Source organism: Vibrio sp. 10N.261.54.A5 (assembly GCF_041471145.1).
Lineage (GTDB): Bacteria > Pseudomonadota > Gammaproteobacteria > Enterobacterales > Vibrionaceae > Vibrio > Vibrio crassostreae_C.
The window spans coordinates 99,288-125,365 of the sequence record NZ_JBFRNU010000023.1; the positions used below are offsets into that span (position 1 = coordinate 99,288).

Sequence of the window (26,078 nt, forward strand, 5' to 3'; positions counted from 1 at the left end):
ACTCCTCTTACGCAGGTTCACCATCAATCGTACGCTTACCTTCGTTTAGGTAGCTCTTCAGGTAACCATCGATTACTCGTGGGTTCTGACCATCTTGAATCGCGAGTACGCCATCCATAACCAAACGACGGTTGAGTGTCTCTTGGTCACGACGCAGCGCAAGCTTGTCGGCAATTGGGAAGAACACCATGTTCGAAAGAATCGCACCATATAGGGTGGTTAAAAGTGCCACCGCCATCGCAGGGCCGATCGCTTTTGGATCATCCATGTTAGAAAGCATGGCAACCAAGCCAACCAAGGTACCAATCATACCCATCGCGGGTGCTACATCACCAAATGCAGAGAACACCTTCGCGCCCTGCTCATGACGCTCTGTGGTTAATGCGATGTCTTTTTGCAGTGCAGCACGAACTACATCTCCATCATGGCCATCCACCAAAAGATCGATGCCCTTTTGCATGAAACTGTTGTTAATTTCCATCTCTTCCAGTGCTAAAAAACCACCTTTACGAGCCGCATCAGCCATCTCTACAACTTTCGCAATAAGATCTTCAGGCTCATCCGCTTTAAACATAAAAGCTTTGCCTGCGATTTTAGTCGCACCAAAGAACTGTCCCATGGTGAACTTCATTAGAACAACAAAGGTTGAGCCCCCAACTACGATCAAAATGGATGTCGTGTCATAGAACATCCCGAGGCTTCCACCTAGGATCATTGCCATAATTACAAAGGCAAATCCACCAATCAAACCTATTAGGGTTGCTAAATCCACTGAGCACTCCTCATGCTTTTTTGTAGCTCTATGTCGACGATAATCTTTGTATCGGCAAGACTATAAGATCTTTTAGTAAATTCTTGGCCTAAGTATCACACTTTTCGTTTTTGAATCCCAACTATTGGCTTACTTTGCTCTTATACGTAGCGCATAAACTCGATAAAGCTAAGGTTATTCAAGCAAAGTACGTTCAAGCCCCTTAAAAACGAACTTTCTAGCAAAATTTCTTGGTTACATTTGACCATCTCAGCGGCCTAGGGTAACGTTCGTTCATCTTTCCAAACGCAGATTTATTATGGCTACTAAGAAACCTGAAAATATGAGCTTTGAAGCAGCAATCGAAGAGCTTGATGGCTTGGTTGATCAACTAGAAAATGGTGATCTAGCTTTAGATGATGCGCTGAAAAAGTTCGAACGAGGCATCTCCCTCGCTCGTGCCGGTCAAAGCAAACTAAACGATGCTGAACAGCGTGTTAGCATCCTACTGCAAAATGATGAAAACGCAGAACTTAGTGACTTTAACCCACAACCAGAATAACGAATTGTATGAGATCCCCTATGATTGAGACTTTATTGTCTTATCAAGCACGTAATAACGAGCAACTGAACCTTTGGCTTGATCGCCTACCACACCAAGATCAGAACCTGATCAACGCGATGCGTTATGGGTTACTTTTAGGCGGTAAACGCGCACGTCCATTTCTTGTCTACATTACAGGGGAAATGCTCGGCTGCACCGCTGAAGAACTCGACACTCCAGCATCTGCAATCGAATGTATTCATGCCTATTCTCTGATTCACGACGACCTTCCAGCAATGGACGACGATGAACTGCGTCGTGGCCATCAGACTTGTCACATCAAATACGATGAAGCAACGGCAATTTTAACTGGCGATGCACTACAAACTCTCGCGTTTACTATACTTGCGGAAGGTACATTAAGTGCTGACGGTGAAAGCAATCGCGTTCGAATGATTCAACGCCTAGCCGAAGCCTCTGGTGCACAAGGTATGTGCATTGGACAAGCACTTGATATTGAAGCTGAAAACCGCTCTGTCACGCTAGAAGAGTTAGAAGAAGTTCACCGCAATAAAACGGGCGCGCTAATGAAATGTGCGATTCGTTTAGGTGCTCTCGCTGCTGGTGAAAAAGCGTTTGAAGTGATGCCTCAATTAGACAAGTACGCCGACGCCATTGGATTAGCATTCCAGGTTCAAGATGATATTTTAGATATCACTGGCGATACTGAAACTTTGGGTAAGCCACAGGGTTCTGACCAAGAATTGAACAAAAGCACCTACCCTTCTTTGCTAGGTTTAGAGGGCGCTCAAGAAAAAGCGCAAACTCTGCTACAGGAAGCGCTTCAAGCTTTGGCTGCAATCCCATACAATACCCAGTCACTCGAAGAGTTCGCCCGATACGTCATCGAGCGCAAGAACTAAGACAATAAGCGCGCATTACCTATGACTCTTGATATATCAAAGTACCCAACTCTTGCTTTGGCTGATAAGCCAGAGGATTTGCGTCTACTTCCAAAAGAGACGCTGACACAGCTTTGTGATGAATTACGTACCTATCTTCTTAACTCAGTGAGCCAGTCAAGTGGTCACTTAGCGTCAGGCTTAGGTACAGTAGAGCTGACAGTTGCTCTGCACTATGTGTACAACACGCCTTTTGACCAGTTGGTTTGGGATGTTGGTCACCAAGCATACCCGCACAAAATTCTTACAGGTCGTCGCGACCGCTTGTCGACTATCCGTCAAAAAGATGGACTGCACCCATTCCCATGGCGTCAAGAGAGCGAATACGACACCCTTTCTGTTGGTCACTCTTCAACATCGATCAGTGCTGCACTTGGTATGGCTATCAGTTCGAAGAAAGAAGGCAAGAACCGTAAAGTCGTGAGTGTGATTGGTGATGGCGCGATTACTGCGGGTATGGCATTTGAAGCCATGAACCACGCGGGCGATATTCACAATGACATGCTGGTTATCCTGAACGATAACGAGATGTCGATCTCTGAAAACGTAGGTGCGCTAAACAACCACCTAGCTCAAGTTCTTTCTGGCAGTCTTTACACGTCAATTCGTGAGGGCGGCAAGAAAGTGCTATCAGGCGTTCCGCCGATTAAAGAGCTGGTTCGTCGTACAGAAGAACATCTAAAAGGCATGGTTGTCCCTGGCACCATGTTCGAAGAGTTAGGCTTTAACTACATTGGCCCAATTGATGGTCACGATGTCAATGAGCTGATTAAAACGCTTAAGAACATGAGAGACCTTAAAGGCCCTCAGTTCCTGCATATCATGACTAAGAAAGGCAAAGGCTACGAGCCAGCTGAGAAAGATCCAATCGGTTACCACGGCGTACCGAAATTCGATCCAGCACACTCAAGTCTGCCTAAGAGCACCAGCTCTAAACCAACTTTCTCTAAGATTTTTGGCGACTTCCTGTGTGATATGGCCGCTCAAGATCCTAAGCTAATGGCAATAACGCCAGCAATGCGTGAAGGTTCTGGTATGGTGCGTTTCTCGAAAGAGTATCCAGAACAGTACTTCGATGTAGCAATTGCTGAGCAACACGCTGTGACACTAGCAACGGGTATGGCGATTGCGGGTGATAAACCGATTGTGGCTATCTACTCAACTTTCCTACAACGTGGCTACGATCAACTGATCCACGATGTGGCAATCATGGATCTACCGGTTATGTTCGCTATTGACCGTGCAGGTCTTGTCGGTGCCGATGGTCAAACACACCAAGGTGCGTTCGACTTAAGCTTTATGCGCTGCATTCCAAACATGGTGATCATGGCACCAAGCGACGAGAACGAATGTCGCCAAATGCTATACACTGGCCACCAGCACACAGGTCCAAGTGCCGTTCGTTACCCTCGTGGTAACGGCATGGGTACTGAGATTCAAAGTGAGTTTACTGCGCTAGAGATTGGTAAAGGCCGTATCGTTCGCGAAAGTGAAAAAGCAAAAGATGGCTCGAAAGTCGCTATCCTGAGCTTTGGTACTTTCCTTGAAAGTGCACTTCAAACCGCAGACGCTATCGATGCTACAGTTGCAGACATGCGTTTTGTGAAACCGCTAGATGAAGCTCTGATCAAACAACTTGCTGCTGACCACGATGTACTAGTGACTATCGAAGAAAACGCGATTGCAGGTGGTGCGGGTGCGGGTGTGATTGAATTCTTGATGCAAGAAAAACTACTGATGCCAGTATTGAACCTTGGCCTACCAGACAAGTTTATTGCTCAAGGTACTCAAGGTGAGCTGCATGAAGAGCTTGGCTTAGATGCGAAAGGGATTGAGAAGTCTATCACTGACTATCTTGCCAAGTAGCTTTAATACGTAAGCTCGTAAGCTCCGCAAACAAAAAAGGTTGGCCCTAGGGTCAACCTTTTTAGTATCTGCTAATTAGTTTGGTGTATCGCCAACTAAACCTTAGCCCTTCAGTTAACTCACACTAACCAACCTGCGAAATGTGCCACGGCATACAACGAAATAGCCGCCATAATACCCGCTACAATATCGTCAATCATGATACCCAAGCCGCCGTGAATTCGCGCATCTAGCCAACCAATCGGCCAAGGTTTTACCATGTCAAAGAAGCGGAAAAGCACAAAACCAGTCAGAAGCCATTTCCAGTCATCGGCAGGGATATTCAGCATAGGCACTAAGCTCATGGTGATCCAAAAGCCCGCAAACTCATCCCAAACGATAGAACCGTGGTCATGCACGCCCATATCATCAGACGTTACTTGGCAGATCTTAATACCAATAATGCAGCTTACCACCACCACGGCAACGTAAGCAGGAAACGGTAGCTGAACCAACAATAGGTACAACGGAATTGACGCAAGCGTGCCCATTGTGCCGGGAATAATAGGCGATAAGCCACTGCCAAAACCCGTTGCTAAGAAATGCCAAGGATTTTTAAGAGAAATAAGAGAAAGTGGGTTTGTCATCAATTAACCTTAAAGTGATCGTAACCAGTTAAGTTCCAGCTTAGTGGTTCACCATTATTGTGTAATTCAAAATATTCTACAGGTCTTATCTGGCCAATGCAGGTGACTTTTGTACCAGTGTGTGACAAAGCACTTTCCAGCGACCCTTTATTCTCTTCTGGTACAGTAAAGCACAGTTCGTACTCTTCACCACTCGTTAGCGCATACTGCTGAGCTGAAGTGATATCAGGAGCGAACTGACGTAACTCTGGAGAGATAGGCAGCGTGCTTACATCAATACTCGCGCCAACTTGAGAACGCTTAAGGATATGTTTTAAATCAGCAATAACGCCATCAGAGATATCAATCGCAGATGAAGCAAGGTTCACTAGAGCCTGACCCGCTAACACTCGTGGGGCGCTCACATAATGTCTCTCTTCAAGCTCAGCAGCATAGGGCTTCGCTCTGTTCTGCTCAGGGTTAAGTAACACTTCTAAGCCAGCTTTGCTGTCACCTAGATTACCTGTTACGTAAATCCAGTCGCCCACTTTCGCGCCATCTCTGCGCAGCGCTCGTCCTTCAGGAACAAAGCCCTGTACCGTCAGTGTCAGGCTTAGTGGACCTTTGGTTGTGTCGCCACCAATTAACTGAATACCAAAGTAGTCTGCGAGTTTAAAAAAGGAGTCACAGAAGGGAGCAAGCCATGCTTCATCGATTTCAGGCATGGTTAAAGCAAAAGACACCCAAGCAGGCGTCGCGCCCATTGCAGCAAGGTCACTGATATTGGAAGCCAACGCTTTGTGTGCCACCCAAGCCGGATTCGCCTCAGCTAAGAAATGGGTACCAGCCACTAAGGTGTCCGTGCTGATCGCTATCTCAACATTGCCCGGCGCTTTGACCAAAGCACAATCATCGCCAGCAGCCAGAAGAACGTCTTTACGTTGTGGTTGTCGATTTACAAAATATTTTTCAATCAGGTTAAATTCGCCAGACATCACATGCCCTATCTTTAGTCTCATAAAAATCGCCGTAATCATGGATATTACAGAAATTTAGTTACAAAAAAGGCCAGCATAAAAGCTGACCTTTAGATTCAATATACGAACGTCTTATTTCTTACGAACGTGCGGTGCAGCTTTATCAAGCACACCGTTAACAAACTTATGGCTGTCTTCTGCTGCAAATACTTTTGCAAGCTCGATAGCTTCGTTGATAACCACTTTGTATGGTACATCTTCGCGACGAGTCATCTCGTACATAGCTAAACGTAGAAGCGCTAGTTCCATCAGATCCAGATCTTGCATAGGGCGAGATACGAATGGACGAAGCTTGCTATCAAGTTCCATGTGGCTAAGAGCAACACCAGTTAGTAGGTCGCGGAAGTATGCAACGTCTGTTTCTGGCATAGCAAGAGCAGGCTCTGCAGCATGATGCTCTTCTTCATCATACTTACCACCAGATAAGAACTGTTCTTCAACGGTAGCAATATTTTCTTTAGTAATTTGCCAAGAATAAATTGCTTGTAGAGCAAATTGACGTGCGTTACGACGTGCGGCTGGTTTCACACTGGCCCCCATTAGGAATCGATTTCAGAAAGAACGTTGATCATCTCAAGTGCGCTAAGTGCTGCTTCTGCACCCTTATTACCAGCCTTGGTTCCTGCGCGTTCAATAGCTTGATCGATCGTATCAACAGTAAGAACACCAAACGCTACTGGAAGAGAATATTCCAGAGACACTTGTGCCAAACCTTTATTACATTCACTACAAACATAGTCAAAGTGAGGTGTACCGCCACGAATTACTGTACCAAGAGATACAATCGCATCGAACTTACCTGTTTTTGCAACGCGCTGCGCTACAAGTGGAAGTTCTACTGCACCAGGGCAACGAACAACAGTGATGTTGTCTTCGCTTACTTGTCCATGACGCTTTAAAGTATCGATTGCACCAGAAAGTAAACTTTCGTTAATAAAACTGTTGAAACGAGCAATAACGATAGCAATTTTTGCATTTGGCGCTGGGAAGCCACCCTCGATCACTTTCATAAGCCTTCCTTTAACTATTTTCATCAAGTGAGAATCGCCGGATTCTAGCACAAAACTGTGAGCAATATCTAATGGTAATTTAGAAGAACAGACACCGGCAATGTAAAGATGATAATGCAGCGCTGATCCCAAGCATATAGGAACAGCGAGTAACCAAGTTTGTGTGTTGAACACGTTTTGAGTCGGACTTGGCTACTTTGCTCTTTTGGCAAGATTTATCACCAAAAGAGCCACTGAAATCATCGGTAAATTATGTTGCTACAAACAGAGAAACGTCTGCTTGCTAACGCATGGTTTATTCGCAAACGTACTCAACAACGTTAAGGCCAAAACCACCCAATGCGTGGTAACGCTTAGTGCTTGAAGAAAGCAGACGCATATCGTGCACACCTAGATCTTGAAGAATCTGAGAACCGACACCAACACGACGCGAGGTACCCTGCTTCTTCGCCATAGTTGGCTGCTCGTTCTTGTCTTGCGCTTCGAATGTCTTCACTTTGTGAATCAAAGAATCAGACGACTCTTCGTTGCCAAGAATAACCAACACACCGCCTTCGTCGCCAATACGCTTCATCGCTTTATCTAGCGACCAGCTGCGTTCAGTACCACGGTCTGAATGAAGCAGATCGGTGAACGTGTCATGCAGGTGAACACGTACCAAAGGAGTACCTTCAGATAGGTCGCCTTTTTGCATCGCGTAGTGGATCTGGTTATCAATTGTATCGCGGTAAGTCACCAGCTCGAAATCACCAAACTCTGTTGGTAAATGGCATTGTGCTACACGCTCAATCGTTGTTTCTGTGTTGTTGCGGTATTCAATCAAGTCAGCAATCGTGCCTAGCTTGATGTCGTGTTTTTCAGCAAACACTTCAAGGTCAGGGCGACGAGCCATAGTACCGTCGTCGTTAAGGATCTCAACGATAACCGATGCTGGCTCACAGCCAGCTAGACGAGCTAAATCACAACCTGCTTCCGTGTGACCTGCGCGTGTTAGAACACCGCCATCTTGCGCTGTCAGTGGGAAAATATGACCAGGTTGAACAAGGTCAGCCGCTTTCGCATCTTTCGCCACTGCCGCTTGAACCGTCACTGCACGGTCTGATGCAGAGATACCCGTTGTTACGCCCTCTGCCGCTTCAATCGAAACAGTAAAGTTAGTGGTGTACTGTGCGTTGTTATCTTGAACCATAGGCGCTAGACCCATGCGGTTTGAACGCTCTTTGGTTAGCGTCAGACAAATTAAACCACGGCCGTACATCGCCATGAAGTTAATCGCTTCTGGCGTCACATGTTCTGCTGCCATGATCAGATCGCCTTCATTTTCGCGATCTTCATCATCCATCAGGATAACCATTTTTCCTAGGCGAATGTCTTCAATAATTTCTTGAGGAGTACTAATTGGCATTGTTCTATATCCTTTGAAATGGTTCTGCTTCCTAGAACCGACACTATTTAAACCTGATGATATTGCTTCGCTTTACAAAGTCTCGCTTAACGCACTTTGTATCAACGGTTAGGCAAAACCATTCTGCTGTAAGAATTCCATCGTTAATCGAGATTCAGGCTCAGATTCTTGTTGCTGACCTTGCAGTAAACGCTCCATGTAACGTGCTAATACATCAACTTCTAGATTCACTTTACGACCGACATTGAATTGGTCGATGGTGGTTTCTGAAGAAGTATGAGGAACGATAGTCAGCTTGAATGCGTTCTTACGTAAATCGTTCACAGTCAGGCTAATGCCATCAACTGTTACTGAGCCTTTTTGAGCCACGTATTTTGAGATTTCTGCTGGCATTTCTACCCAGAATTCAATCGCACGGCCAACTTGGTTACGTTCAACAATCTCACCCACGCCATCAACGTGACCAGACACTATATGTCCACCGAAACGCGTGGTTGGTAACATTGCTTTCTCAAGGTTAACTTTATCGCCCGCTTGGTAATCGACAAAACCCGTTTTTTTCAGGGTCTCAAGCGAAAGATCTGCACTGTAGCTGTGGTCGTTATATTCAACAACTGTCAAACACACACCATTGGTAGCGATACTGTCGCCTAACTTAACGTCAGCCATATCAAGCTTCCCAACATTAACCGTTACGGTGATGTCTTCTCCGCGGGGAGTGATTGCACTCAATGTACCTACGGCTTCTACAATTCCTGTAAACATTTTAAAACTCTTTTTGTTGTCAACGACACGTATGTAGTTGGAGTAACTATTTCCACTGTGGTTTCGTTACTATCTGTTTCGAAATACGGGTTTCGCAACGATGCGAATATCCACACCAACCTGTCGAACATCTTTAATTTCTAGGTCAATAACGTCAGACATTGAAGTGAGCCCTAATGCACCCATCAAACCTCGTCCGTCACTGCCCATAAGTTTAGGTGCTAAATAAAGGATTAGCTCATCCACCAGCTGCTCTTCAATCAAGCTTTTTGCCAATGTTGCGCCCGCTTCGACCCAAATATGGTCGATATGATTGGCAGGTAATTGACGCATCAGATCGTGCAAATCGAGCTGACCTGCATCTGTGGTTGCGACTTCAATATCAGCAGATGCTTCGGCAACTCTCAACACCGATGTTGGAGTCTGGAATAACTTGAGTTCAGGACGCAGTTGGTTTTGACGATCAAGAATCACGCGAATCGGCTGACGCAGCTCGTCTTCAGCGTAATGACCTTTGATACTGCTTGGCAACTCTGCCCAACGAACATTCAACGACGCGTTGTCTTCAATCACCGTCTGGCTAGTTGACAACACAGCGCCTGATTTTGCTCGGTAGTTCTGAACATCACGACGTGCTTCTGGCGATGTGATCCACTGGCTTTGGCCATTTTCCAATGCCGTTTGCCCATCAAGGCTAGCGGCCATCTTTAACTGAACGAATGGCATGCCAGTTTGCATACGCTTGATAAATGCAGGGTTCAAGTCGAGAGCGTCTTGCTCTAGCAAACCGATTTCAACCTCAATACCCGCATCGCGTAGCATTTTGATACCACGACCTGCGACTTTTGGGTTTGGGTCCTGCATGGCACAAATCACTTTGGCTACTTGAGCCTTAATCAAACCTTCAGCACAAGGCGGCGTTCGACCGTAATGAGAACAAGGCTCTAGCGTGACATAAGCCGTCGCACCTTTTGCTTTGTCGCCTGCCATTCGCATGGCATGTACTTCAGCATGAGGTTCGCCAGCTTTGGCATGAAAACCTTCACCAACGATCTGACCGTCGGTTTGTACAATGACACAACCCACATTAGGGTTTGGCGCAGTAGTGTAAATGCCGCGTTTTGCTAACTGAATAGCACGCGACATCATTTGAAAATCTAGGGGAGTAAAGTTTGACATGATTGAGGAGTTAATCCTCTAATTTAGCGATTTCTTCGCCAAACTCTCGGATGTCTTCAAAGCTGCGGTAAACAGAGGCAAAACGAATGTACGCCACTTTATCCAATTCTTTCAATTGGCCCATCACAAGATTACCAATCATCTCGCTTGGTACTTCACGCTCACCAGTTGCACGGAGTTGTGACTTAATCGTACTGATCGCAAGTTCAATCGCGTCAGCACTCACTGGGCGTTTTTCTAGGGCGCGCTGTACACCACCCACCATTTTATCTTCATTAAATGGTTCGCGGTTTCCATTCGACTTTATGACTTTAGGCATCACAAGTTCTGCCGATTCGAACGTAGTAAAACGTTCACTACATGCAAGGCATTGACGGCGACGACGAACCTGATGGCCATCGGCTACCAGTCTTGAATCGATTACTTTAGTGTCGTTCTCTGAACAAAAAGGACAATGCATATCACCTCCAAATAATTGAATATCAGTGTAACGGAATTGCCAAACGTTAGGAAAGAAAAAGGGCCAATTAAGGCCCTTTTGTGTGGTGATTCATTGATTATTGCTACTCGACCGCCATTTCAAAAATGAGCTGAGGAGTAAAATTAACGACCAGCGTTAACCGCGGACTAAATAGTTCGCTTTACCTACCCATTTGTAGCTTGTCAGCTCTTCTAAGCCCATTGGGCCGCGAGCATGCAATTTCTGAGTAGACACGGCAACTTCAGCACCTAAACCAAACTGTGCTCCATCAGTGAAACGTGTTGATGCATTCACATAAACCGCTGCAGAACCAACAGAGTTAATGAAACGCTCTGAGCTCTCTAAGCTATTGGTCATGATCGCATCTGAATGACTCGCGTTGTGTACACGCATGTGGTCAATCGCTTCTGCCACATCCGCTACCACTTTCACGCCTAGCGTGTAGCTTAGCCATTCAGTGTCAAAGTCGCCTTCAACCGCATCACGTTGGTCTTCAAAACCCGCTAGCAGCGATTTTGCACTGGTATCAGCAACTAAGGTTACCTTGCCGGCTAAACGCTGTTTCAGCTTAGTTAGGAAAGCTTCAGCAACCGCTTCATGCACTAGCAGTGTATCTAACGAGTTACACGCCGATGGACGTTGAACTTTTGAGTTTTCGACCACATCGACAGATTTCTCAAGATCAGCGCTTTCATCAACGAAGATATGGCTGATACCAAAGCCGCCGATGATTACTGGGATGGTGCTGTTCTCTTTACACATCTTGTGCAGACCAGCGCCGCCACGAGGAATGATCATATCCACGTAGTCGTCCAGTTTAAGCAGTTGAGAAACGAGTTCACGATCAGGCTTCTCGATGTACTGAACAGAAGCGGCTGGTAGCTCCGCTTTCTCTAATGCAGACTGGATAACCTTAACCAGTTCCATGTTCGAGAAAAACGTCTCTTTACCACCACGTAGAATGCTTGCGTTACCTGTCTTCAGACACAGAGCTGCAATATCGATGGTTACGTTCGGACGCGCTTCATAGATAACACCCACCACACCAAGTGGCACGCGGCGACGAGACAGCGACATACCGTTTTCTAGTACTTTGCTGTCAATTTCGCTGCCAACTGGGTCATTCAGGCTAATCACGTTACGAACATCGTTAGCGATACCGGTTAAGCGCTCTTCGTTAAGAAGTAGACGATCAAGCAGTGCGTCAGTTAAACCCGCTTCGCGACCTAATTCGATGTCTTTCGCGTTCGCTTCTAAAATCGTTGTTGCGTTTGCTTCTAGCTCATCAGCGATAATCGCCAATGCTTTATTCTTTTGCGCCGTAGATGCGGTCGCTAGGTGGAAAGCAGCGTCTTTTGCTGCGATACCCATGTTAGTTAAATCCACGTTTAACTCTCCCTAAATTCTGTCTGTCTTTGGATGCAAAAAGGTGATTCACCTTATCATCACGAGCTACTCTTGGATTACAACTAGGTCGTCACGGTGAATGACTTCTGACCCATAATCGTATCCAAGGATGTCGCCAATATCTTTACTGTGCTTGCCTGCAATTTTTGCTAGGTCTTGGCTTGAATAACTGGCGATACCACGCGCAATTACTTTGCCTTTGCTGTCTGTGACTTGGGTAACTTCACCACGAGAGAATTCGCCTTTAACTCGAACAACCCCTTTCGCCAACAAGCTACTGCCTTTGGTGTTGACTGCGTTTACTGCGCCGTCGTCAACCACGATGTCACCTGCTGAAGCAGGGCCCGCTAAAATCCAACGTTTACGGTTTTCAAGCGCTTCCGCTAAAGGCAAGAAACGTGTGCCTTGTGGGTTATCACTCAGTGAATCAAACACCACATTTTCAGCACTGCCCGCAGCAATAATCACTTCGATGCCTGCGCGACGAGCAATGTCAGCCGCCTGCAGTTTTGTCGCCATGCCGCCAGTACCCAACGTAGTACCGCTGCCACCTGCGATCTTACGCAGCGTGTCATCAATGGTTTTCACTTCTTTGATGAGCTCAGCATTTGGATCTTTACGAGGGTCAGCCGTAAACAGGCCTTTTTGGTCTGTTAGTAGCAAAAGCTTATCAGCACCGCACAAAATACCCACTAAGGCCGACAAGTTATCATTGTCGCCCACTTTAATTTCGTTGGTTGCTACTGCGTCGTTTTCGTTTACTACCGGAATAATATCGTGCTCAACCAGTGCGTTGATCGTGTCACGTGCATTAAGAAAACGCTCGCGATCATCGAGATCAGCACGAGTCAGTAGCATCTGGCCAATCTTAAGGCCATAGATAGCAAACAAAGACTCCCAAACTTGAATCAACTGACTTTGCCCAACTGCCGCAAGCAACTGTTTGCTCGCCATTGAGTTGGGAAGTGCGGGGTAACCAAGGTGCTCACGTCCTGCTGCAATTGCACCAGACGAAACCATAACCACAGAGTGGCCTTGTTTTTTTAATTCAGCACATTGACGAACCAGCTCAACCATATGAGCGCGGTCTAATGCCAATGTTCCACCAGTTAAGACACTGGTACCCAGTTTAACAACGACAGTTTTAAGCTGTGTTGTTGTCCCGCTTTGATGATTTGTTGTCATGAAGTCTTTTATGGATAAAACAAATAAGAGGTGATGTTTTAGCAATCAAAAGGGGAATTCACAAGCAGAAAAGGTGCGAAATCGCACCTTTTTGCTTTATATAGAAGAGTAACCTTTAAAATTAGACGAATTCGACAGACTCTTCGTCTAATTGGATACTGATTTCAAACTTACTTTGAAGTTCATCAACCAGTTTCTTGTGGAAGGCTTCTTGAGTTCGAGAGACCTCAGCGACCGCCTTTTTAGGTAACGGCAAAGAATCCCAGTTACCATCGATGTTGTACTTGCCGATATTGTACTTCGCCGAATATCCCTCTTCCGACTTATCCAATTCCAGCCACCAGCCCCAGAACTCGCGTTCTTCTGGTGATTTTTTATCGTTCACACATACAGACAAGCAATCAAAGATATAGTGGCCTTCTTCTGATTGCGGTTCCCTTAAGTAAGGCCCGATCGCCTTTAAAACATTCAACAAGCGGTAATGCGTAGGTTGTTGTGTCACTTCTGACATATTGAATCTCCATTTTCAATGTTAAGAATGACGTTACTCAGACTGTTATACGTAGAAGCTACGCATTTGGATTTTATAAATGACCTCTGAGTATCAGGTACTTAGTTTGTACATTTTTCATGCTTAACTAATTTAGGAGAAATGTCATCTAAATAATTCATCCTCAAGCCACTTTATCGCCAATTCGAGGGATTGCTCATAACCTTGTGTAATTGACTTAGCTTTGATTTTCTTCGCTTTTCCGTAATCACTGTAAATAGCAACCAGTTGATTATCCATTGGCGGTGAAACCGGGTCGCCTTCCAGAGCCAATGCCAAGATAGGAACACTGGTTTTACTGTTTGACAGCAAACCTTGTACCTTGAGTGACCACGCCATCAACTGCCCAGAAAGGCTATTGATATCGACCGCCCCTTTACCAAGGCGCGAAGCCAACACATCTAGATGCATTTTAGGCATCTGCTTAAGTTTGTCTGCATGAACAAAGATATCGTGAATTGGCGCGCCTAAAGAAATACACGCTTTAATCTTATGTTGCTCGAGGAAAGATAATCTCACCATCGCATTGCCACCGAAGCGGAAACCAAACAAGCCGACTTTGTGGTGATCGACCCATGGGATGTTAGGCAATTCATTCAGCACTGCTTGGTGAAGACAAGATGAGTCTTCTGTTAACGGCCAATGTGCACTGTGCCCTATTGATGGCATGTCTACCGTTAACATAGCAATGTTCTTAGGTGCTAAATAATCCCTAAACAGGCGCCACATATCGGTTTGCAAGCTATCTAGACCCGCGCTGACAATCACAACCGGTTGTGGTTTATCTGTCTTGGTTAGATGCAAGTTCGCTTTGATCTTCTTGTTTTGGTATGGAATATCAATCTGCTTGACGATCAACTTAGTGTGCTTGATCGCTTCAGAATACGCTGCGTTGGCCAACACTTGAGCCTGAGCTGCCAAGTTGTCGTTCTTGAGGTGTGGGTAACCCGCAATACTGAAGCACAACGATGCGGAAAATAGCTCTTCAGCCATCTCTTCACCATTCTTCTCATTAGAACGATTTTGATGCTGCATACCCAGCTTGGTCCATTCGTATGCCCAGTTACCACTTCGGTAACCCATGACCGTATCAAGCCACTCATCGGTTGTACGAGAGTTATCTGATGACGCGATGCGAGCCAATACCGCTTCCTGCTCTATTGGATTAACGCCTTGCCATACCCACTGAAGACGTCTTAGGTTTCGATACCATGATGAGTTTTGCTGTTCACGTTTCTCATCCAATAGCGCTTCAGAGCTTGGCATGTATTGTGTCAACATTGAGGTCTCTTTCGCTTGCTTGTGCTTTACAAACAAAGTTTCCGAAAGGTTCGAGCTCGTTTCTTCTGGTTCAGACATTGGGATACTTAATAAGAAATGGTTGTCACTAATAATATAAAAAAAAATGACCCTATAAAGGGTCATTTCTCAAAAAACTAAGTTTACGCTTATTTTGACTTGCGATTTACTGGCTCTACGTAGCTTAGGCTAGTATCCCAAGGTTGCTCAATCCATGTGTCTTGAGCGATATCAACAATGTACTCGTCTAGCAAATCAGCGCCAGATGGTTTTGCACATACAGCGATCAGTTTCGCTTTAGGGTACATTTCGCGAAGCTTACGTGCAGTGTCACCACTATCAACCAAGTCTTCAACGATTAGGAAGCCTTCGCCGTCACCTTCAGGTGCTTTAACTACTGTCATATCACGTTGGTGATCGTGGTCGTAGCTAGAAATACAAATCGTATCTACGTGACGAATACCTAGCTCACGAGCCAAGATTGCACCAGGAACCAAACCACCACGGCTTACTGCCCAGATGCCTTTCCACTGCTCTGCTGGCATTTGCTTTTCAGCAAGTTGACGGCAGTAAGTCTGCATGTTGTCCCAAGTGATAACGAATTTGTTGCTCATAGTATAAAACCTAATAATTTTGTCATGTTATTAGAGGCTATTTCAAACATAGCCTCTTCAGCGATTAAGCAGAAATCTAGACGATTAAGCGAAAATGTATTTAAGAATAAAGATAGCCGACATTACCCACACAGCAGGTGAAACGTCGCGACCTTTACCACTTAGCAGCTTAATTGCAGCGTAAGCGATGAAACCTAGTGAGATACCCTCAGCGATAGAGTACGTCAGCGGCATAAGCAGACATGTTACCACGACTGGTGCTGCTTCCGTAAGATCACGCCAATCAATGCCAACTAGGCCAGACATCATCAGAATTGCTACATAGAAAAGTGCACCTGATGTTGCGTAAGCCGGAATCATACCTGCAAGTGGCGAGAAGAAAAGAGCCAGTAGGAATAAGATACCAACAACAACAGCCGTTAGACCGGTACGGCCGCCTTCAGCAACACCCGCAACACTCTCAACATAAGAAGTAGTATTTGATGTACCTAGCAGTGCACCAATAGATGTTGCTGTAGAGTCAGCAAGCAGTGCTTTGTTCAAGCGAGGTAGTTTGCCGTCTTCTTTGATTAGGTTTGCTTTCGTTGCAACACCAACCAGAGTACCCGCTGTATCGAACAAATCGACGAACAAGAACGCGAATACCACTGAAATCATACCGATTTCAAATACAGCAGAGAAATCAAGCTGCATGAATGTAGGAGCAAGGCTTGGTGGTGTAGACATGATGCCGCCGTATTGAACGTCACCAATAACAATGCCAAGAGCTGTGATAGCTAGAATCGCAATCATTACTGCCCCTTTCACGCCACGGTGAACAAGAGCAATCGTTAGGAAGAAACCAAGTGAGCCTAGGATAGGAGCAATCGCGGTAATGTCGCCCAGTGAAACTTTAGTTGCTGGGTTAGAAACAACGATGCCTGCATTGCTAAGCGCAATAAACGCTAGGAAAAGACCGATACCTGCAGAGATACCAACACGCAGAGACATAGGGATCGAGTTGATAATCCATTCACGGATCTTAAAGATGCTTAAGAAGATGAAGATTACGCCTGATACGAAAACCGCTGCCAGAGCAACTTGCCACGTATAACCCATACCCATTACAACAGCGTAGGTAAAGAATGCGTTCAAACCCATGCCTGGAGCTTGAGCAATTGGGTAGTTAGCAACAAAGCCCATGATGAAACAGCCAATAGCAGCCGCTAAACAGGTTGCTACAAATACAGCGCCATGGTCCATACCAGCATCAGCTAGAATCATTGGGTTTACAAAAATGATGTAAGCCATTGTTAGGAAGGTTGTTAGACCTGCGATGATTTCAGTGCGCACATTGGTGCCATTTTCACTGAGTTTGAATAGCTTTTCGAACATTATCGAATCCTATAAGGGTAAAAAGTAAACGGTTGCGTAATCGATTGGCTGTGGATTATAAAGTTATCAAATAACAAATTCCAGATAGAATTAAGGCTCTAATCGATATTTATCAGAATGCCGTATGAAACAAAGCGATTAAAAATGAAGATATCATCGATAAATAACCATTAAAAACAAACAATTAACAACAATAGACTCACTAAAACTAGTTGGTTGTTTTTTCTACCATCGGTTATTTTCATTGATAATCTAGCCAGTAAATTCTGAATTCAAACTCACAATAGTTATGTATTTTTCAACAGGATCAGTAATAAGGCGCAAATTGATATTTCGGCGTTTAAAAAACAACCACGCAGAACAGCAAGGAAAGTGACAAGCGAAAGCGGTTTGGAAAAGTAGCAGGCAAAAAAAACGCCACTCAAAACTGAGTGGCGGTAGAATCTGTCAACCAAAAGGGCTGTAAAAGAATTCCAATATATAGGGGTGAACAAAACTGTTCGAGTTACATGCTTACGGTATTAGTAACCAAAGCTTGTAGGGTATGCAAAGTTGCTAGTGTAAACAGAGCTGTTAATCCAGAACATTGCAGATGGTAAACCTTTCATAACTATCACCTTAATAAATCAATAAAAAACGAATTTGATTTCTCGGTTCCTTGGAGGCGATAAAACGGACTCATCCTTTGAGCATTTACTCTTCATCTCAGAAGTTGGTTATTAATATACCCTAAAGAAAAAAGATTACAAGTATTTTTTGCTATACGTCACATTTTTGGCCATTTACGGTTATTTTGCAAACTTATCTTGTAATAAAATTACAAAATAGAATTAAACAAACGTTTGCCTGCTCCATTTATAAGCATCAAGGCGCTTAGCTGTGATCAGATGGACAAGATCGCTTTCAAAATTTGAGCTATTTGAGGTTTAGAACCGCTACTCGTCAAAACGCTCAAGTGGTATGCTGTTGCCATCAAAACAGACCCATATTTTAGATTTTTGTTCTAGGTTTTTCCCCATGCAAAACCTAAATATATGGTTATTAAATAAAAAAGGAGTCATCCGTGTCTGAATTCCATTCTGAGATCAGTAAATTATCCCCTGCCCCTATCTGGCAGTTCTTCGATAAGATTTGCTCAATCCCACACCCTTCTAAGCATGAAGAAGAGCTTGCTCAATACATTATTGCTTGGGCAACAGAGCAAGGCCTAGATGTACGTCGTGACCCAACGGGTAACGTATTCATCAAAAAGCCAGCAACGGCGGGTATGGAAAACAAAAAAGGTGTAGTGCTACAAGCTCACATCGATATGGTTCCACAAAAGAACGAAGACACAGTTCATGACTTTGCTAAAGATCCAATTCAACCATACATTGATGGTGAGTGGGTTACAGCTAAAGGCACAACGCTTGGCGCTGATAACGGCATGGGCATGGCTTCTTGCCTAGCGGTTCTTGCTTCAAACGAAATCCAGCACGGCCCTATCGAAGTTCTACTAACAGTAGATGAAGAAGCAGGCATGACTGGTGCTTTCGGTCTTGAAGCGGGTTGGTTAGAAGGCGATATCCTTCTTAACACCGATTCAGAGCAAGAAGGCGAAGTGTACATGGGTTGTGCTGGCGGTATCGACGGCGCAATGACATTTGAAATTGCTCGTAATGCGATTCCAGCTGACTTCGTAACACGTAAGCTAACGCTAAAAGGCCTAAAAGGCGGTCACTCTGGTTGTGACATCCACACAGGTCGTGCAAACGCAAACAAACTGCTTGCTCGCTTCCTAGCGGGTCACGCAAAAGAGCTAGACCTTCGCATCGTCGAATTCAAAGGTGGTAGCCTTCGTAACGCGATCCCTCGTGAAGGTTTCGTAACGGTTGCTGTTCCTGCGGCAAACCAAGAAAAACTGGCTTCACTATACAACTACTACACTGAGCTGCTTTCAACAGAGCTAGGTAAAGTAGAAGACTGCATCGTGACTTTCAATGAAGAAGCTTCTGTAGAAATGGGCGCACTTGCGTCAGCAGACCAAGCTCGCTTTATCGCGGCACTTAACGCATGTCCAAACGGCGTGATTCGTATGAGTGACGAGATTGAAGGTGTTGTGGAAACGTCTCTAAACGTAGGTGTTATCACAACAGAAGAGAACTCAATCACAGTACTTTGCCTGATCCGCTCTCTTATCGATTCAGGTCGTAGCCAAGTAGAAAGCATGCTTCACTCTGTTGCTGAACTAGCAGGCGCTAACATCGCGTTCTCTGGTGCTTACCCAGGTTGGAAACCAGACGCAGATTCAGAAATCATGCATATCTTCCGTGACATGTACGAAGGTATCTACGGTCACAAGCCAAACATCATGGTTATCCATGCTGGTCTTGAGTGTGGTCTATTCAAAGAACCTTACCCGAACATGGATATGGTTTCTTTCGGCCCAACCATCAAGTTTCCGCACTCTCCTGATGAGAAAGTGAAGATCGACACCGTTGAGCTATTCTGGAACCAAATGGTTGCATTGCTTGAAGCGATCCCAGAAAAAGCTTAATTCGATAAGCTATGTTTGTTCAGTAAATGGTGTTTTACAGTAAACACCGTTTATCTGAGACAAAATAAAACAGGTACTCAATGAGTACCTGTTTTTGTATCTAATCTTTGTAGCTACTACTTGTGACTAAATAAACAATTAAGCGCGTGAAGCCGCGTAGCTTTCTAGCTCATCAATTGAAGTTTGTGCCACAACTTCGCCATCGATGAAGTACGTCACCATCTCGCCATCACGAACACCGATTAACGTCGCACGCTCACCAGACTGGTAAGTAATGTCCATTTGGATCGTGTTTTCATCAATCTGCTGCATTTGACCTTTTTCGATCACATCTGCACTCGTGATAGGACCCACTGGCGCTTCCGTTAGAGACGGATCAAGTTGGTGGTTGATGTCTAGGTAAGTATCAGTCTTTGTATCAAAGATGTGCGGAGAACCAGTTAGTGGGTTGCTACCAGTCCAGAACTCTAGTGAGTTGAATACCAGGTAATCGGCAGCAACTGTTAGGCCGTAAGCAGGCGCTAGTAGCATGTTCAAACCACCACGAGCGTAACGGTTATCAACAGCCTTCACGTTAAACTTCATTAGATAACCGGTTACTGCGTTACTACCCACACAGCCAGATAGAGCAACAGATACCACTGCTAGTGCTACAACTTTTGAAATTGTTTTTTTCATTTTGATCTCAATATTTGAATTTGGCCGCCAAAAAATGGCGGTGGATAATACCAACGAACTGAATGACAAATATCAGCTCTAAGTTAATGTATTGTCAGAAAATTCAAAATTTTAAACACCCTTCAATTAGCCAGATAAAAAACTGAAACCAATTCAGAAGCCCCTTCATAAAAAACTTTTGTCGTCACCGTAAAGCGATTGATTCGTACTAAAAATCAACGATTGCTACATTCCGTGTTAACGAATTATCACCATGTTGAGAACAACCTAAATGGCAAGACTAAAACCTAATCAACCATTCGAATTACTTGGTTATACTGTTCAGCCAGGACAGCGAATGGAGATTGAACTGCAAGCGGCTCAGCTTTACACGCATTCTCCACTTTCGATCCCGATTGAAATTATTCACGGTCGCCAAGCAGGCCCAACACTGATGGTAAATGCGGCTATCCACGGCGATGAGCTAAACGGTGTTGAGATTGCACGACAACTGACCAATGCGATTGATCCAAAGAAACTGAAAGGGACATTAATTGTTGTGCCTATCGTTAACGTATTTGGCTTTATCCATAAATCTCGTTACCTACCAGACCGTCGTGACCTAAACCGTTGCTTCCCTGGCAGTGAGAAAGGATCGTTAACATCACGTATCGCTTACACCTTCTTTGAGAACGTGGCAAAGCACTGTGATTACATTCTGGATCTACACACGGGCGCGATTCACCGTACCAATCTGCCACAGATTCGTGCAAACCTATCGAACCCTGAGACACTGCGCATCGCAAAAGCGTTCGCAACACCCGTGATTATTGATTCTCCACTGCGCGACGGTTCACTGCGTAGCGAAGCGGAAAAACTGGGTATTCCTGTATTAACTTACGAAGGTGGTGAAGCGCTGCGTTTTGATCACCTCGCGATTCGTGCGGGTTACCTTGGCGTGCATCAAGTGATGAAAGAAATCGGCATGCTGCGCCCTAACCGTAAGAAGTTACCAGAGCCAGTATTGAGTAAATCCACCAGCTGGATCCGCGCTGAATCAGACGGTATTTTGCGTAACATGGTAAGACTTGGCGAACAGGTTGAAGCAGGACAAACCCTTGCTTACATCAGCTCTCCATTGGGTCACCAAGAAGGCCAAGTGATCACAACCAAAGGCGGTATCGTGATTGGTCAGCAAACTCTGCCTTTGGTCAACGAAGGTGATGCTGTGTTCCACATCGCTTACTTCAAGCAAGACGATGAAGAAGTAGGACAATCAGTAGAAAGCTACATTGAAGAAGTGGCAGAAGACGATTGGCTAACTGCACTGAATAACTGATCAGACAATGCTTAACAGTTTAAGAGCTCGACGTTAAAAGCGAGAAGCCAAACCGAGCTCTTAAACACAATAAAACAGAACTCCACAAACTAAAAAGCCCCAAAACACTTTTAACTCGAAAGAAAAAAGTTGTATCGGGGCTTTTTTTTCACAAATCCCTTATCTTAAAATTAAGGGATCTATAAATTAGTCATGCACTGAATTATTCAGCGTCTTGTTGCTCTTCTGCACGAGCTTTAGCGCGCGCTTCACGTGCTTGCTCAGCTTTAAGCTCTTTAGTGTGACGTAGTTCGTCACGCTCTTTACGTTGCTCTGATTTACGCTCGTTACGTTCAGCTTGGTTAGCGATGAAAGATGCTAGCTCTTTCTCTGCCCACTCTTGTGCTAGAGCTTCAGTTTCGAAACCAGACTCACGCTTAGATACTGTAGTGCTGCGAGACGTTACTTGACGAGTAATCTCTGCACACCAACCGTTGCGTTTTTCTGTAAGGCGGATATCAAATTTTTTGTTCTTAGACATGTTCTATTTTTTCCTAAGGGAGATCATTAAGGGATCGGTCAACTTTGATAACTCCATCTAAGTGAGCATCTTTTAACACCATCCCTTGGTAAGCGCGGTATTAGAGCACAAATCAATGAATATTGCTGCAAATATTTGCAGCGGATCACACTCCAATGCTGCAAATCGTTTGCGCCGGATTTCAATGGGTTCGTAACTCTCGATTCATCATCAACTTCTGTGCAATTTTATCGACAACAATGAAATGAACTATGCTCAAACAGAGATAAATGAAAGATATAAATGAAAGAGATACCTGCTTGCTCAGGTTTATAGACTCTACTGTCTCACCTACTCCGCTCATAATTAAAATAGCTAAGGAGTTGCTATGGATAGCTTCATCAAAAATTTACCCAAAGTTGAGCTGCACTTACATATAGAAGGCACATTAGAGCCAGAGCTGATGTTCCAACTCGCCAAGCGTAATAACCTGTCGATTCCCTTTGAGACCCCAGACCAAGTTCGAGACGCGTACCAGTTCCACAATCTTCAATCCTTTCTCGATATCTATTACCAAGGTGCAAACGTACTGATTCATGAACAAGATTTCTACGACCTGACGTGGGCTTATCTGTTGAAGTGTCAGCAAGATAATGTGGTTCATACTGAGATCTTCTTCGACCCTCAGACTCACACTGAACGCGGCATTGACTTTGAAGTCATCGTTGGCGGGATTACTCGAGCTTTGAATCAAGTGGAGCAAGAGCTTGGTATCAGCAGCCAACTGATCATGTGCTTTCTGCGTCATCTCGATGAAGACAGCGCTTTTGAAACACTCAAACAAGCCCTTCCTTATAAAGATAAGATCATTGCCGTTGGGTTAGATTCATCAGAACAGGGCAATCCACCAGAGAAGTTTAAACATGTATTCCAAGAAGCGATCAACCAAGGCTTTCTGACTGTCGCGCACGCCGGAGAAGAAGGCCCAGCACAAAATATTAGCGACGCACTGAGCTTGCTAGGCATTACCCGAATTGATCATGGCGTTCGCTGTGTAGAAGATGAAGAGTTGATGGAACAGCTAATAGCAAAACGTACACCACTGACCGTCTGCCCGCTGTCGAATACCAAGCTCAAGGTGTTTGAGACCATGCAAGAGCACAACATCGTCGAGTTGCTGAGAAAAGGGCTGTGCGTCACCATCAATTCCGATGATCCGGCTTACTTCGGCGGCTATATGAATGATAACTTCCTCGCCGTCGCCAATGCTCACCCAGTGACCAAAAACGAATTGGCGCAGTTCAGTATTAATGCCATCGAAGCCAGTTTTATCTCGCCTCACGCCAAGGAAGATCTCATCACACAGGTACGCCAATACCTTGCTGCGAGTACTTAATGAGTTATCAAGATCAAAAAGGGAAGCTCTGAGCTTCCCTATCTATATCAATAGATAACTAATTGGCTTAGCCCGGGTGACCATCCACTCTTGGCGTTAACAGCATCATCCCAAATTTCCAGATAAATAGACCGAACGCTAACGTCCATAAACCCGCGCTGATATTGACCATCTCAAATAAATACGCCGGGAAGAATGTCACACCTAAACTACGAACGAGTGCCGCGATAAATATAGCCGAGAACGCCAAAGCCATACTTGGCCCTTTATAGATAGCACGGCCAGTATGTCCCATTGTCACGCGCGTGATCATCGCCAGAATTAACCCACTCAAACCGCCAATCGCAAACAGGTGCAGCATGTTATGGCTCGCGAACGGGTTATCTAGCAAACCACGTAACAGCAAACTGAGAGGGATACATAGGTAAGCCGCATGCAGCGACCACACCAAAGGCTCAGACAAGGTTGTCCAAGGCTTCCAACGGATAAAGCGAACTAACTGAGTCACGCCAGCAAACACCATTAACTCATTGCCGACTTGAGCAAAGGTCAATGGGAAGAAGCTCAACACAAATAAGCCAACCAAAGGTAGATTGGCTAACCATTCCAACCAAACCAAGGGCTGCGCTTTTTCGAAATCAAAACGACGCGCTGTAAAGAATGGGAGCACTCGCCCACCCATCACTGATAACAGCAAGGTAAACCACCACAACATAGCCTGCCAAACTGCAGACGATGGGAATGGAGGCATCCCCTTAATGGTCGCGTAACTAGCAAAGTTCGCCACGATAGCCAATATAAACAGTGGCACAAAGAATAGATTCTTCCAGCCTTTCGACTTCACGACTCGGAAACCAATTTCGTAGGCGGCGAAGATTAAGAACAGCGCCTCAACCGACGAGATCAGCCATAACGGAGCGGGTGTCCAAAACAGAATACGAGGTGCGAGCCACAAACCGACTAGCGCAGCTAATCGATAATGCTTGGTGCCATTGACACCCGTCCACGTTTGTACTGCCGTTAACACAAAACCGACCACTATCGCCATTGAGAAACCAAACAGCATCTCATGCACGTGCCACCACAGTGCGGGAACTTTTAAAATCTCAGGCTGACCGTTTTGGAACATGATGACCCAAGCGACAATCGCGATCACTGCATAGAGACTGCCTAAAAAGAAGAAAGGTCTAAAGCCTAAACGCAGGTAGGCTGGAATCGCGTCTTCTACACTTTTATCTGTGATATTTAACAAACTCGCTCCTAATTCTCAGATAAGCGGCCAAGGTATTACCTAAACCAAATTTTGTGTGCATCAAATCCGATGCAATATGCAGATCACATTGCATGAAACGCGCCAATTAGATAAAACCAGTAAAAACAGCGACTCACGAGATTCAATAGCCAATAAATAAGTCAAAAAAACACAACCAAAAGAGTCATAAAGACACATGCATGTATAAATAGAAACTTACTGACTTTTGGTATCTCGCCACATATAGTAAGACTAGACTTAAATGGAACAACTCAGACAAGGAATGCGATGTATATTTTTGGTTATGGCAGTTTAATCAACTCATCTTCACGTCAGCTTACCGGTCAGACAGGGCAAGCGATCCCTGCGATTGTTCATGGCTTGATTCGCCATTGGAGCAAGATCGATGACAGCTATGTCTTATCCCCTTTGATCGTCAATCTCGGCGAAGGACAAGTGAATGGTGTGTTGCTTGAGGTGGATGATATTGCACTGGCTGAGTTTGATCGCCGTGAGCGTGGTTATCACCGTATCGAATTAAAGGCCTCTCAGATAGAAAGCCAAGATGAATTCAAACAGGATCAACCGATCTGGGTTTACATCAAAGACGAGATTGAAGCACCTTGCGAAAACAGCCCTATCGTTCAAACCTACGTCGATACTGTATTAGCAGGATGTTTAGAGGTGTCTGAAAGCTTTGCGGCGCACTTCGTTAAACACACACAAGGTTGGCATCACCCATTAGAAAATGATCGCCACCAGCCTAAATACGGCAACCTTGCTGGGGTTTCCGATCACCATCACAGTGTGATTGATGGCTTGATACTAACTGTACGCAGCTAGTTGATTTAGGTTGGTGAACACATTGACTCACCAACCTAAAGTGAGCTTAAACGACACGAATACCTGCTGGCATCGCACGTTCAGGTGTTAGCAATACACTTTCAGATTCATCTTCCGTTTCTGCACAAAGCAACATGCACTCAGAAGTGTGGCCTCTCATCTTCGCCTTCGCTAGATTGCACAAAACAACAACCTGCTTACCCATCAACTCTTCTTCTGTGTAGTAAGGGACTAGGCTGGTCACCGTTTGCAGTGTCTTGTCACCAACATCCACTTGCACTATGTAAAGCTTGTCGGCGTTTTCATGACGCACAACCTCAATGATCTTACCCACACGCATTTCTAACTTAGCAAAGTCACCATAAGAGACAGTATCCATTTCTCACTTCCTATATTGGTTTATTTTCACTCATTAAATCATTTACTAAAATTAAGTAAAATGTAAATGTTTACACTAGCATTAAGCCTAATAATTACAAGCGGTAAAGATCTCATTACTGGAAGTAAAATGAGAGTTTCGTT

At 44.9% G+C, this 26,078-nt stretch carries 26 protein-coding genes; 7 read left to right on the forward strand and 19 right to left on the reverse strand.

Features of this window, described 5'->3' with window-relative positions; genetic code table 11:
- Positions 1-7: 7 nt before the first annotated feature.
- Complete coding sequence (gene pomA / locus AB4329_RS07510) at positions 8-772, reverse strand: flagellar motor protein PomA (RefSeq protein ID WP_017060778.1); 765 nt, start codon at positions 770-772, stop codon at positions 8-10.
- Between the two features lie 298 nt (positions 773-1,070).
- On the opposite strand from pomA, the gene xseB reads away from it, so the two are divergent.
- From xseB to dxs, 3 genes are read left to right on the forward strand one after another with little or no spacing between them, the layout of a single operon-like run.
- The gene (gene xseB, locus AB4329_RS07515; RefSeq protein WP_004734405.1) at positions 1,071-1,313 is read left to right on the forward strand and encodes an exodeoxyribonuclease VII small subunit; all 243 of its coding nucleotides are present in this window, start codon (positions 1,071-1,073) and stop codon (positions 1,311-1,313) included.
- Positions 1,314-1,333: 20 nt separating this feature from the next.
- Positions 1,334-2,218 (forward strand): (2E,6E)-farnesyl diphosphate synthase, encoded by an 885-nt coding sequence (ispA, locus tag AB4329_RS07520; protein ID WP_372137953.1) that lies wholly within the window; start codon positions 1,334-1,336, stop codon positions 2,216-2,218.
- A 21-nt stretch (positions 2,219-2,239) separates the two neighbouring features.
- Positions 2,240-4,123: a 1-deoxy-D-xylulose-5-phosphate synthase gene (gene dxs, locus AB4329_RS07525; RefSeq protein WP_017066824.1), complete on the forward strand. Its 1,884-nt coding sequence runs from the start codon at positions 2,240-2,242 to the stop codon at positions 4,121-4,123.
- A gap of 119 nt (positions 4,124-4,242) precedes the next feature.
- On the opposite strand, the gene pgpA is transcribed toward dxs, so the two are convergent.
- From pgpA to AB4329_RS07595, 14 genes are all read right to left on the reverse strand, one after another.
- Positions 4,243-4,749: a phosphatidylglycerophosphatase A gene (gene pgpA, locus AB4329_RS07530; RefSeq protein ID WP_017060782.1), complete on the reverse strand. Its 507-nt coding sequence runs from the start codon at positions 4,747-4,749 to the stop codon at positions 4,243-4,245.
- Positions 4,749-5,723, reverse strand: coding sequence for a thiamine-phosphate kinase (gene thiL / locus AB4329_RS07535; RefSeq protein ID WP_017066823.1), 975 nt, complete (start codon positions 5,721-5,723; stop codon positions 4,749-4,751). Before thiL ends, pgpA begins: the two co-directional genes overlap by 1 nt.
- Positions 5,724-5,837: 114 nt before the next feature.
- Positions 5,838-6,305, reverse strand: coding sequence for a transcription antitermination factor NusB (gene nusB / locus AB4329_RS07540; protein ID WP_004734399.1), 468 nt, complete (start codon positions 6,303-6,305; stop codon positions 5,838-5,840).
- Positions 6,305-6,775 (reverse strand): 6,7-dimethyl-8-ribityllumazine synthase, encoded by a 471-nt coding sequence (ribE, locus tag AB4329_RS07545; protein ID WP_004741508.1) that lies wholly within the window; start codon positions 6,773-6,775, stop codon positions 6,305-6,307. Before ribE ends, nusB begins: the two co-directional genes overlap by 1 nt.
- A gap of 295 nt (positions 6,776-7,070) precedes the next feature.
- A complete protein-coding gene (gene ribBA / locus AB4329_RS07550) occupies positions 7,071-8,180 on the reverse strand; it encodes a bifunctional 3,4-dihydroxy-2-butanone-4-phosphate synthase/GTP cyclohydrolase II (protein ID WP_372137954.1) in 1,110 nt (369 codons plus the stop codon).
- 108 nt (positions 8,181-8,288) lie between these two features.
- Complete coding sequence (locus AB4329_RS07555) at positions 8,289-8,945, reverse strand: riboflavin synthase (protein ID WP_010436361.1); 657 nt, start codon at positions 8,943-8,945, stop codon at positions 8,289-8,291.
- 69 nt (positions 8,946-9,014) lie between these two features.
- Positions 9,015-10,094 carry a bifunctional diaminohydroxyphosphoribosylaminopyrimidine deaminase/5-amino-6-(5-phosphoribosylamino)uracil reductase RibD gene (gene ribD / locus AB4329_RS07560; RefSeq protein WP_017060785.1) on the reverse strand — a complete coding sequence of 360 codons (1,080 nt, stop codon included), beginning with the start codon at positions 10,092-10,094 and terminating at the stop codon, positions 9,015-9,017.
- A gap of 40 nt (positions 10,095-10,134) precedes the next feature.
- On the reverse strand, positions 10,135-10,584 hold the full coding sequence (nrdR, locus tag AB4329_RS07565) for a transcriptional regulator NrdR (protein WP_004734394.1): 450 nt from the start codon (positions 10,582-10,584) through the stop codon (positions 10,135-10,137).
- Between the two features lie 156 nt (positions 10,585-10,740).
- Entirely contained in the window at positions 10,741-11,991 is a 1,251-nt protein-coding gene (locus AB4329_RS07570; RefSeq protein WP_017060786.1) for a glutamate-5-semialdehyde dehydrogenase, read from the reverse strand.
- A gap of 66 nt (positions 11,992-12,057) precedes the next feature.
- Positions 12,058-13,242, reverse strand: coding sequence for a glutamate 5-kinase (gene proB, locus AB4329_RS07575; protein WP_372132578.1), 1,185 nt, complete (start codon positions 13,240-13,242; stop codon positions 12,058-12,060).
- 76 nt (positions 13,243-13,318) lie between these two features.
- Entirely contained in the window at positions 13,319-13,708 is a 390-nt protein-coding gene (gene crl, locus AB4329_RS07580; protein WP_017060787.1) for a sigma factor-binding protein Crl, read from the reverse strand.
- Positions 13,709-13,852: 144 nt separating this feature from the next.
- The gene (gene frsA / locus AB4329_RS07585; protein ID WP_017060788.1) at positions 13,853-15,106 is read right to left on the reverse strand and encodes an esterase FrsA; all 1,254 of its coding nucleotides are present in this window, start codon (positions 15,104-15,106) and stop codon (positions 13,853-13,855) included.
- A gap of 89 nt (positions 15,107-15,195) precedes the next feature.
- Entirely contained in the window at positions 15,196-15,660 is a 465-nt protein-coding gene (tet(34), locus tag AB4329_RS07590) for an oxytetracycline resistance phosphoribosyltransferase domain-containing protein Tet(34) (protein WP_009847475.1), read from the reverse strand.
- An 84-nt stretch (positions 15,661-15,744) separates the two neighbouring features.
- On the reverse strand, positions 15,745-17,034 hold the full coding sequence (locus AB4329_RS07595) for an NCS2 family permease (protein ID WP_017060789.1): 1,290 nt from the start codon (positions 17,032-17,034) through the stop codon (positions 15,745-15,747).
- A 1,063-nt stretch (positions 17,035-18,097) separates the two neighbouring features.
- Between AB4329_RS07595 and AB4329_RS07600 the strand changes: the two genes are divergently transcribed.
- Positions 18,098-19,570 carry an aminoacyl-histidine dipeptidase gene (locus AB4329_RS07600; RefSeq protein ID WP_372137956.1) on the forward strand — a complete coding sequence of 491 codons (1,473 nt, stop codon included), beginning with the start codon at positions 18,098-18,100 and terminating at the stop codon, positions 19,568-19,570.
- Between the two features lie 138 nt (positions 19,571-19,708).
- Here AB4329_RS07600 and AB4329_RS07605 read toward each other — a convergent pair whose 3' ends face one another.
- Positions 19,709-20,248 carry a DUF3332 family protein gene (locus AB4329_RS07605; protein WP_017066819.1) on the reverse strand — a complete coding sequence of 180 codons (540 nt, stop codon included), beginning with the start codon at positions 20,246-20,248 and terminating at the stop codon, positions 19,709-19,711.
- 271 nt (positions 20,249-20,519) lie between these two features.
- Between AB4329_RS07605 and AB4329_RS07610 the strand changes: the two genes are divergently transcribed.
- Complete coding sequence (locus tag AB4329_RS07610; RefSeq protein WP_017060792.1) at positions 20,520-21,566, forward strand: succinylglutamate desuccinylase/aspartoacylase family protein; 1,047 nt, start codon at positions 20,520-20,522, stop codon at positions 21,564-21,566.
- A gap of 202 nt (positions 21,567-21,768) precedes the next feature.
- Here AB4329_RS07610 and AB4329_RS07615 read toward each other — a convergent pair whose 3' ends face one another.
- Positions 21,769-22,086 carry a DUF3622 domain-containing protein gene (locus AB4329_RS07615; protein ID WP_017069509.1) on the reverse strand — a complete coding sequence of 106 codons (318 nt, stop codon included), beginning with the start codon at positions 22,084-22,086 and terminating at the stop codon, positions 21,769-21,771.
- Between the two features lie 367 nt (positions 22,087-22,453).
- On the opposite strand from AB4329_RS07615, the gene AB4329_RS07620 reads away from it, so the two are divergent.
- Positions 22,454-23,461: an adenosine deaminase gene (locus AB4329_RS07620; RefSeq protein ID WP_017069510.1), complete on the forward strand. Its 1,008-nt coding sequence runs from the start codon at positions 22,454-22,456 to the stop codon at positions 23,459-23,461.
- A gap of 67 nt (positions 23,462-23,528) precedes the next feature.
- Here AB4329_RS07620 and AB4329_RS07625 read toward each other — a convergent pair whose 3' ends face one another.
- Positions 23,529-24,713 (reverse strand): NnrS family protein, encoded by a 1,185-nt coding sequence (locus AB4329_RS07625; RefSeq protein ID WP_136973734.1) that lies wholly within the window; start codon positions 24,711-24,713, stop codon positions 23,529-23,531.
- A gap of 288 nt (positions 24,714-25,001) precedes the next feature.
- On the opposite strand from AB4329_RS07625, the gene AB4329_RS07630 reads away from it, so the two are divergent.
- The gene (locus AB4329_RS07630) at positions 25,002-25,556 is read left to right on the forward strand and encodes a gamma-glutamylcyclotransferase family protein (protein ID WP_017060795.1); all 555 of its coding nucleotides are present in this window, start codon (positions 25,002-25,004) and stop codon (positions 25,554-25,556) included.
- Positions 25,557-25,602: 46 nt separating this feature from the next.
- Here AB4329_RS07630 and AB4329_RS07635 read toward each other — a convergent pair whose 3' ends face one another.
- On the reverse strand, positions 25,603-25,935 hold the full coding sequence (locus AB4329_RS07635; RefSeq protein WP_017060796.1) for a tRNA-binding protein: 333 nt from the start codon (positions 25,933-25,935) through the stop codon (positions 25,603-25,605).
- Positions 25,936-26,078 lie beyond the last annotated feature (143 nt).

Bases quoted from the DNA above. Each gene is read 5' to 3' on its own strand.
- thiL (WP_017066823.1), bottom strand. From the start codon at position 5,723: ATGTCTGGCGAATTTAACCTGATTGAAAAATATTTTGTAAATCGACAA.
- xseB (WP_004734405.1), top strand. From the start codon at position 1,071: ATGGCTACTAAGAAACCTGAAAATATGAGCTTTGAAGCAGCAATCGAA.
- ispA (WP_372137953.1), top strand. From the start codon at position 1,334: ATGATTGAGACTTTATTGTCTTATCAAGCACGTAATAACGAGCAACTG.
- frsA (WP_017060788.1), bottom strand. From the start codon at position 15,106: ATGTCTGAACCAGAAGAAACGAGCTCGAACCTTTCGGAAACTTTGTTT.
- AB4329_RS07635 (WP_017060796.1), bottom strand. From the start codon at position 25,935: ATGGATACTGTCTCTTATGGTGACTTTGCTAAGTTAGAAATGCGTGTG.
- AB4329_RS07615 (WP_017069509.1), bottom strand. From the start codon at position 22,086: ATGTCTAAGAACAAAAAATTTGATATCCGCCTTACAGAAAAACGCAAC.
- crl (WP_017060787.1), bottom strand. From the start codon at position 13,708: ATGTCAGAAGTGACACAACAACCTACGCATTACCGCTTGTTGAATGTT.
- AB4329_RS07605 (WP_017066819.1), bottom strand. From the start codon at position 20,248: ATGAAAAAAACAATTTCAAAAGTTGTAGCACTAGCAGTGGTATCTGTT.
- AB4329_RS07630 (WP_017060795.1), top strand. From the start codon at position 25,002: ATGTATATTTTTGGTTATGGCAGTTTAATCAACTCATCTTCACGTCAG.
- pgpA (WP_017060782.1), bottom strand. From the start codon at position 4,749: ATGACAAACCCACTTTCTCTTATTTCTCTTAAAAATCCTTGGCATTTC.
- ribBA (WP_372137954.1), bottom strand. From the start codon at position 8,180: ATGCCAATTAGTACTCCTCAAGAAATTATTGAAGACATTCGCCTAGGA.
- ribD (WP_017060785.1), bottom strand. From the start codon at position 10,094: ATGATGTCGCGTGCTATTCAGTTAGCAAAACGCGGCATTTACACTACT.
- dxs (WP_017066824.1), top strand. From the start codon at position 2,240: ATGACTCTTGATATATCAAAGTACCCAACTCTTGCTTTGGCTGATAAG.
- nusB (WP_004734399.1), bottom strand. From the start codon at position 6,305: ATGGGGGCCAGTGTGAAACCAGCCGCACGTCGTAACGCACGTCAATTT.
- AB4329_RS07595 (WP_017060789.1), bottom strand. From the start codon at position 17,034: ATGTTCGAAAAGCTATTCAAACTCAGTGAAAATGGCACCAATGTGCGC.
- AB4329_RS07610 (WP_017060792.1), top strand. From the start codon at position 20,520: ATGGCAAGACTAAAACCTAATCAACCATTCGAATTACTTGGTTATACT.
- AB4329_RS07620 (WP_017069510.1), top strand. From the start codon at position 22,454: ATGGATAGCTTCATCAAAAATTTACCCAAAGTTGAGCTGCACTTACAT.
- ribE (WP_004741508.1), bottom strand. From the start codon at position 6,775: ATGAAAGTGATCGAGGGTGGCTTCCCAGCGCCAAATGCAAAAATTGCT.
- nrdR (WP_004734394.1), bottom strand. From the start codon at position 10,584: ATGCATTGTCCTTTTTGTTCAGAGAACGACACTAAAGTAATCGATTCA.
- AB4329_RS07555 (WP_010436361.1), bottom strand. From the start codon at position 8,945: ATGTTTACAGGAATTGTAGAAGCCGTAGGTACATTGAGTGCAATCACT.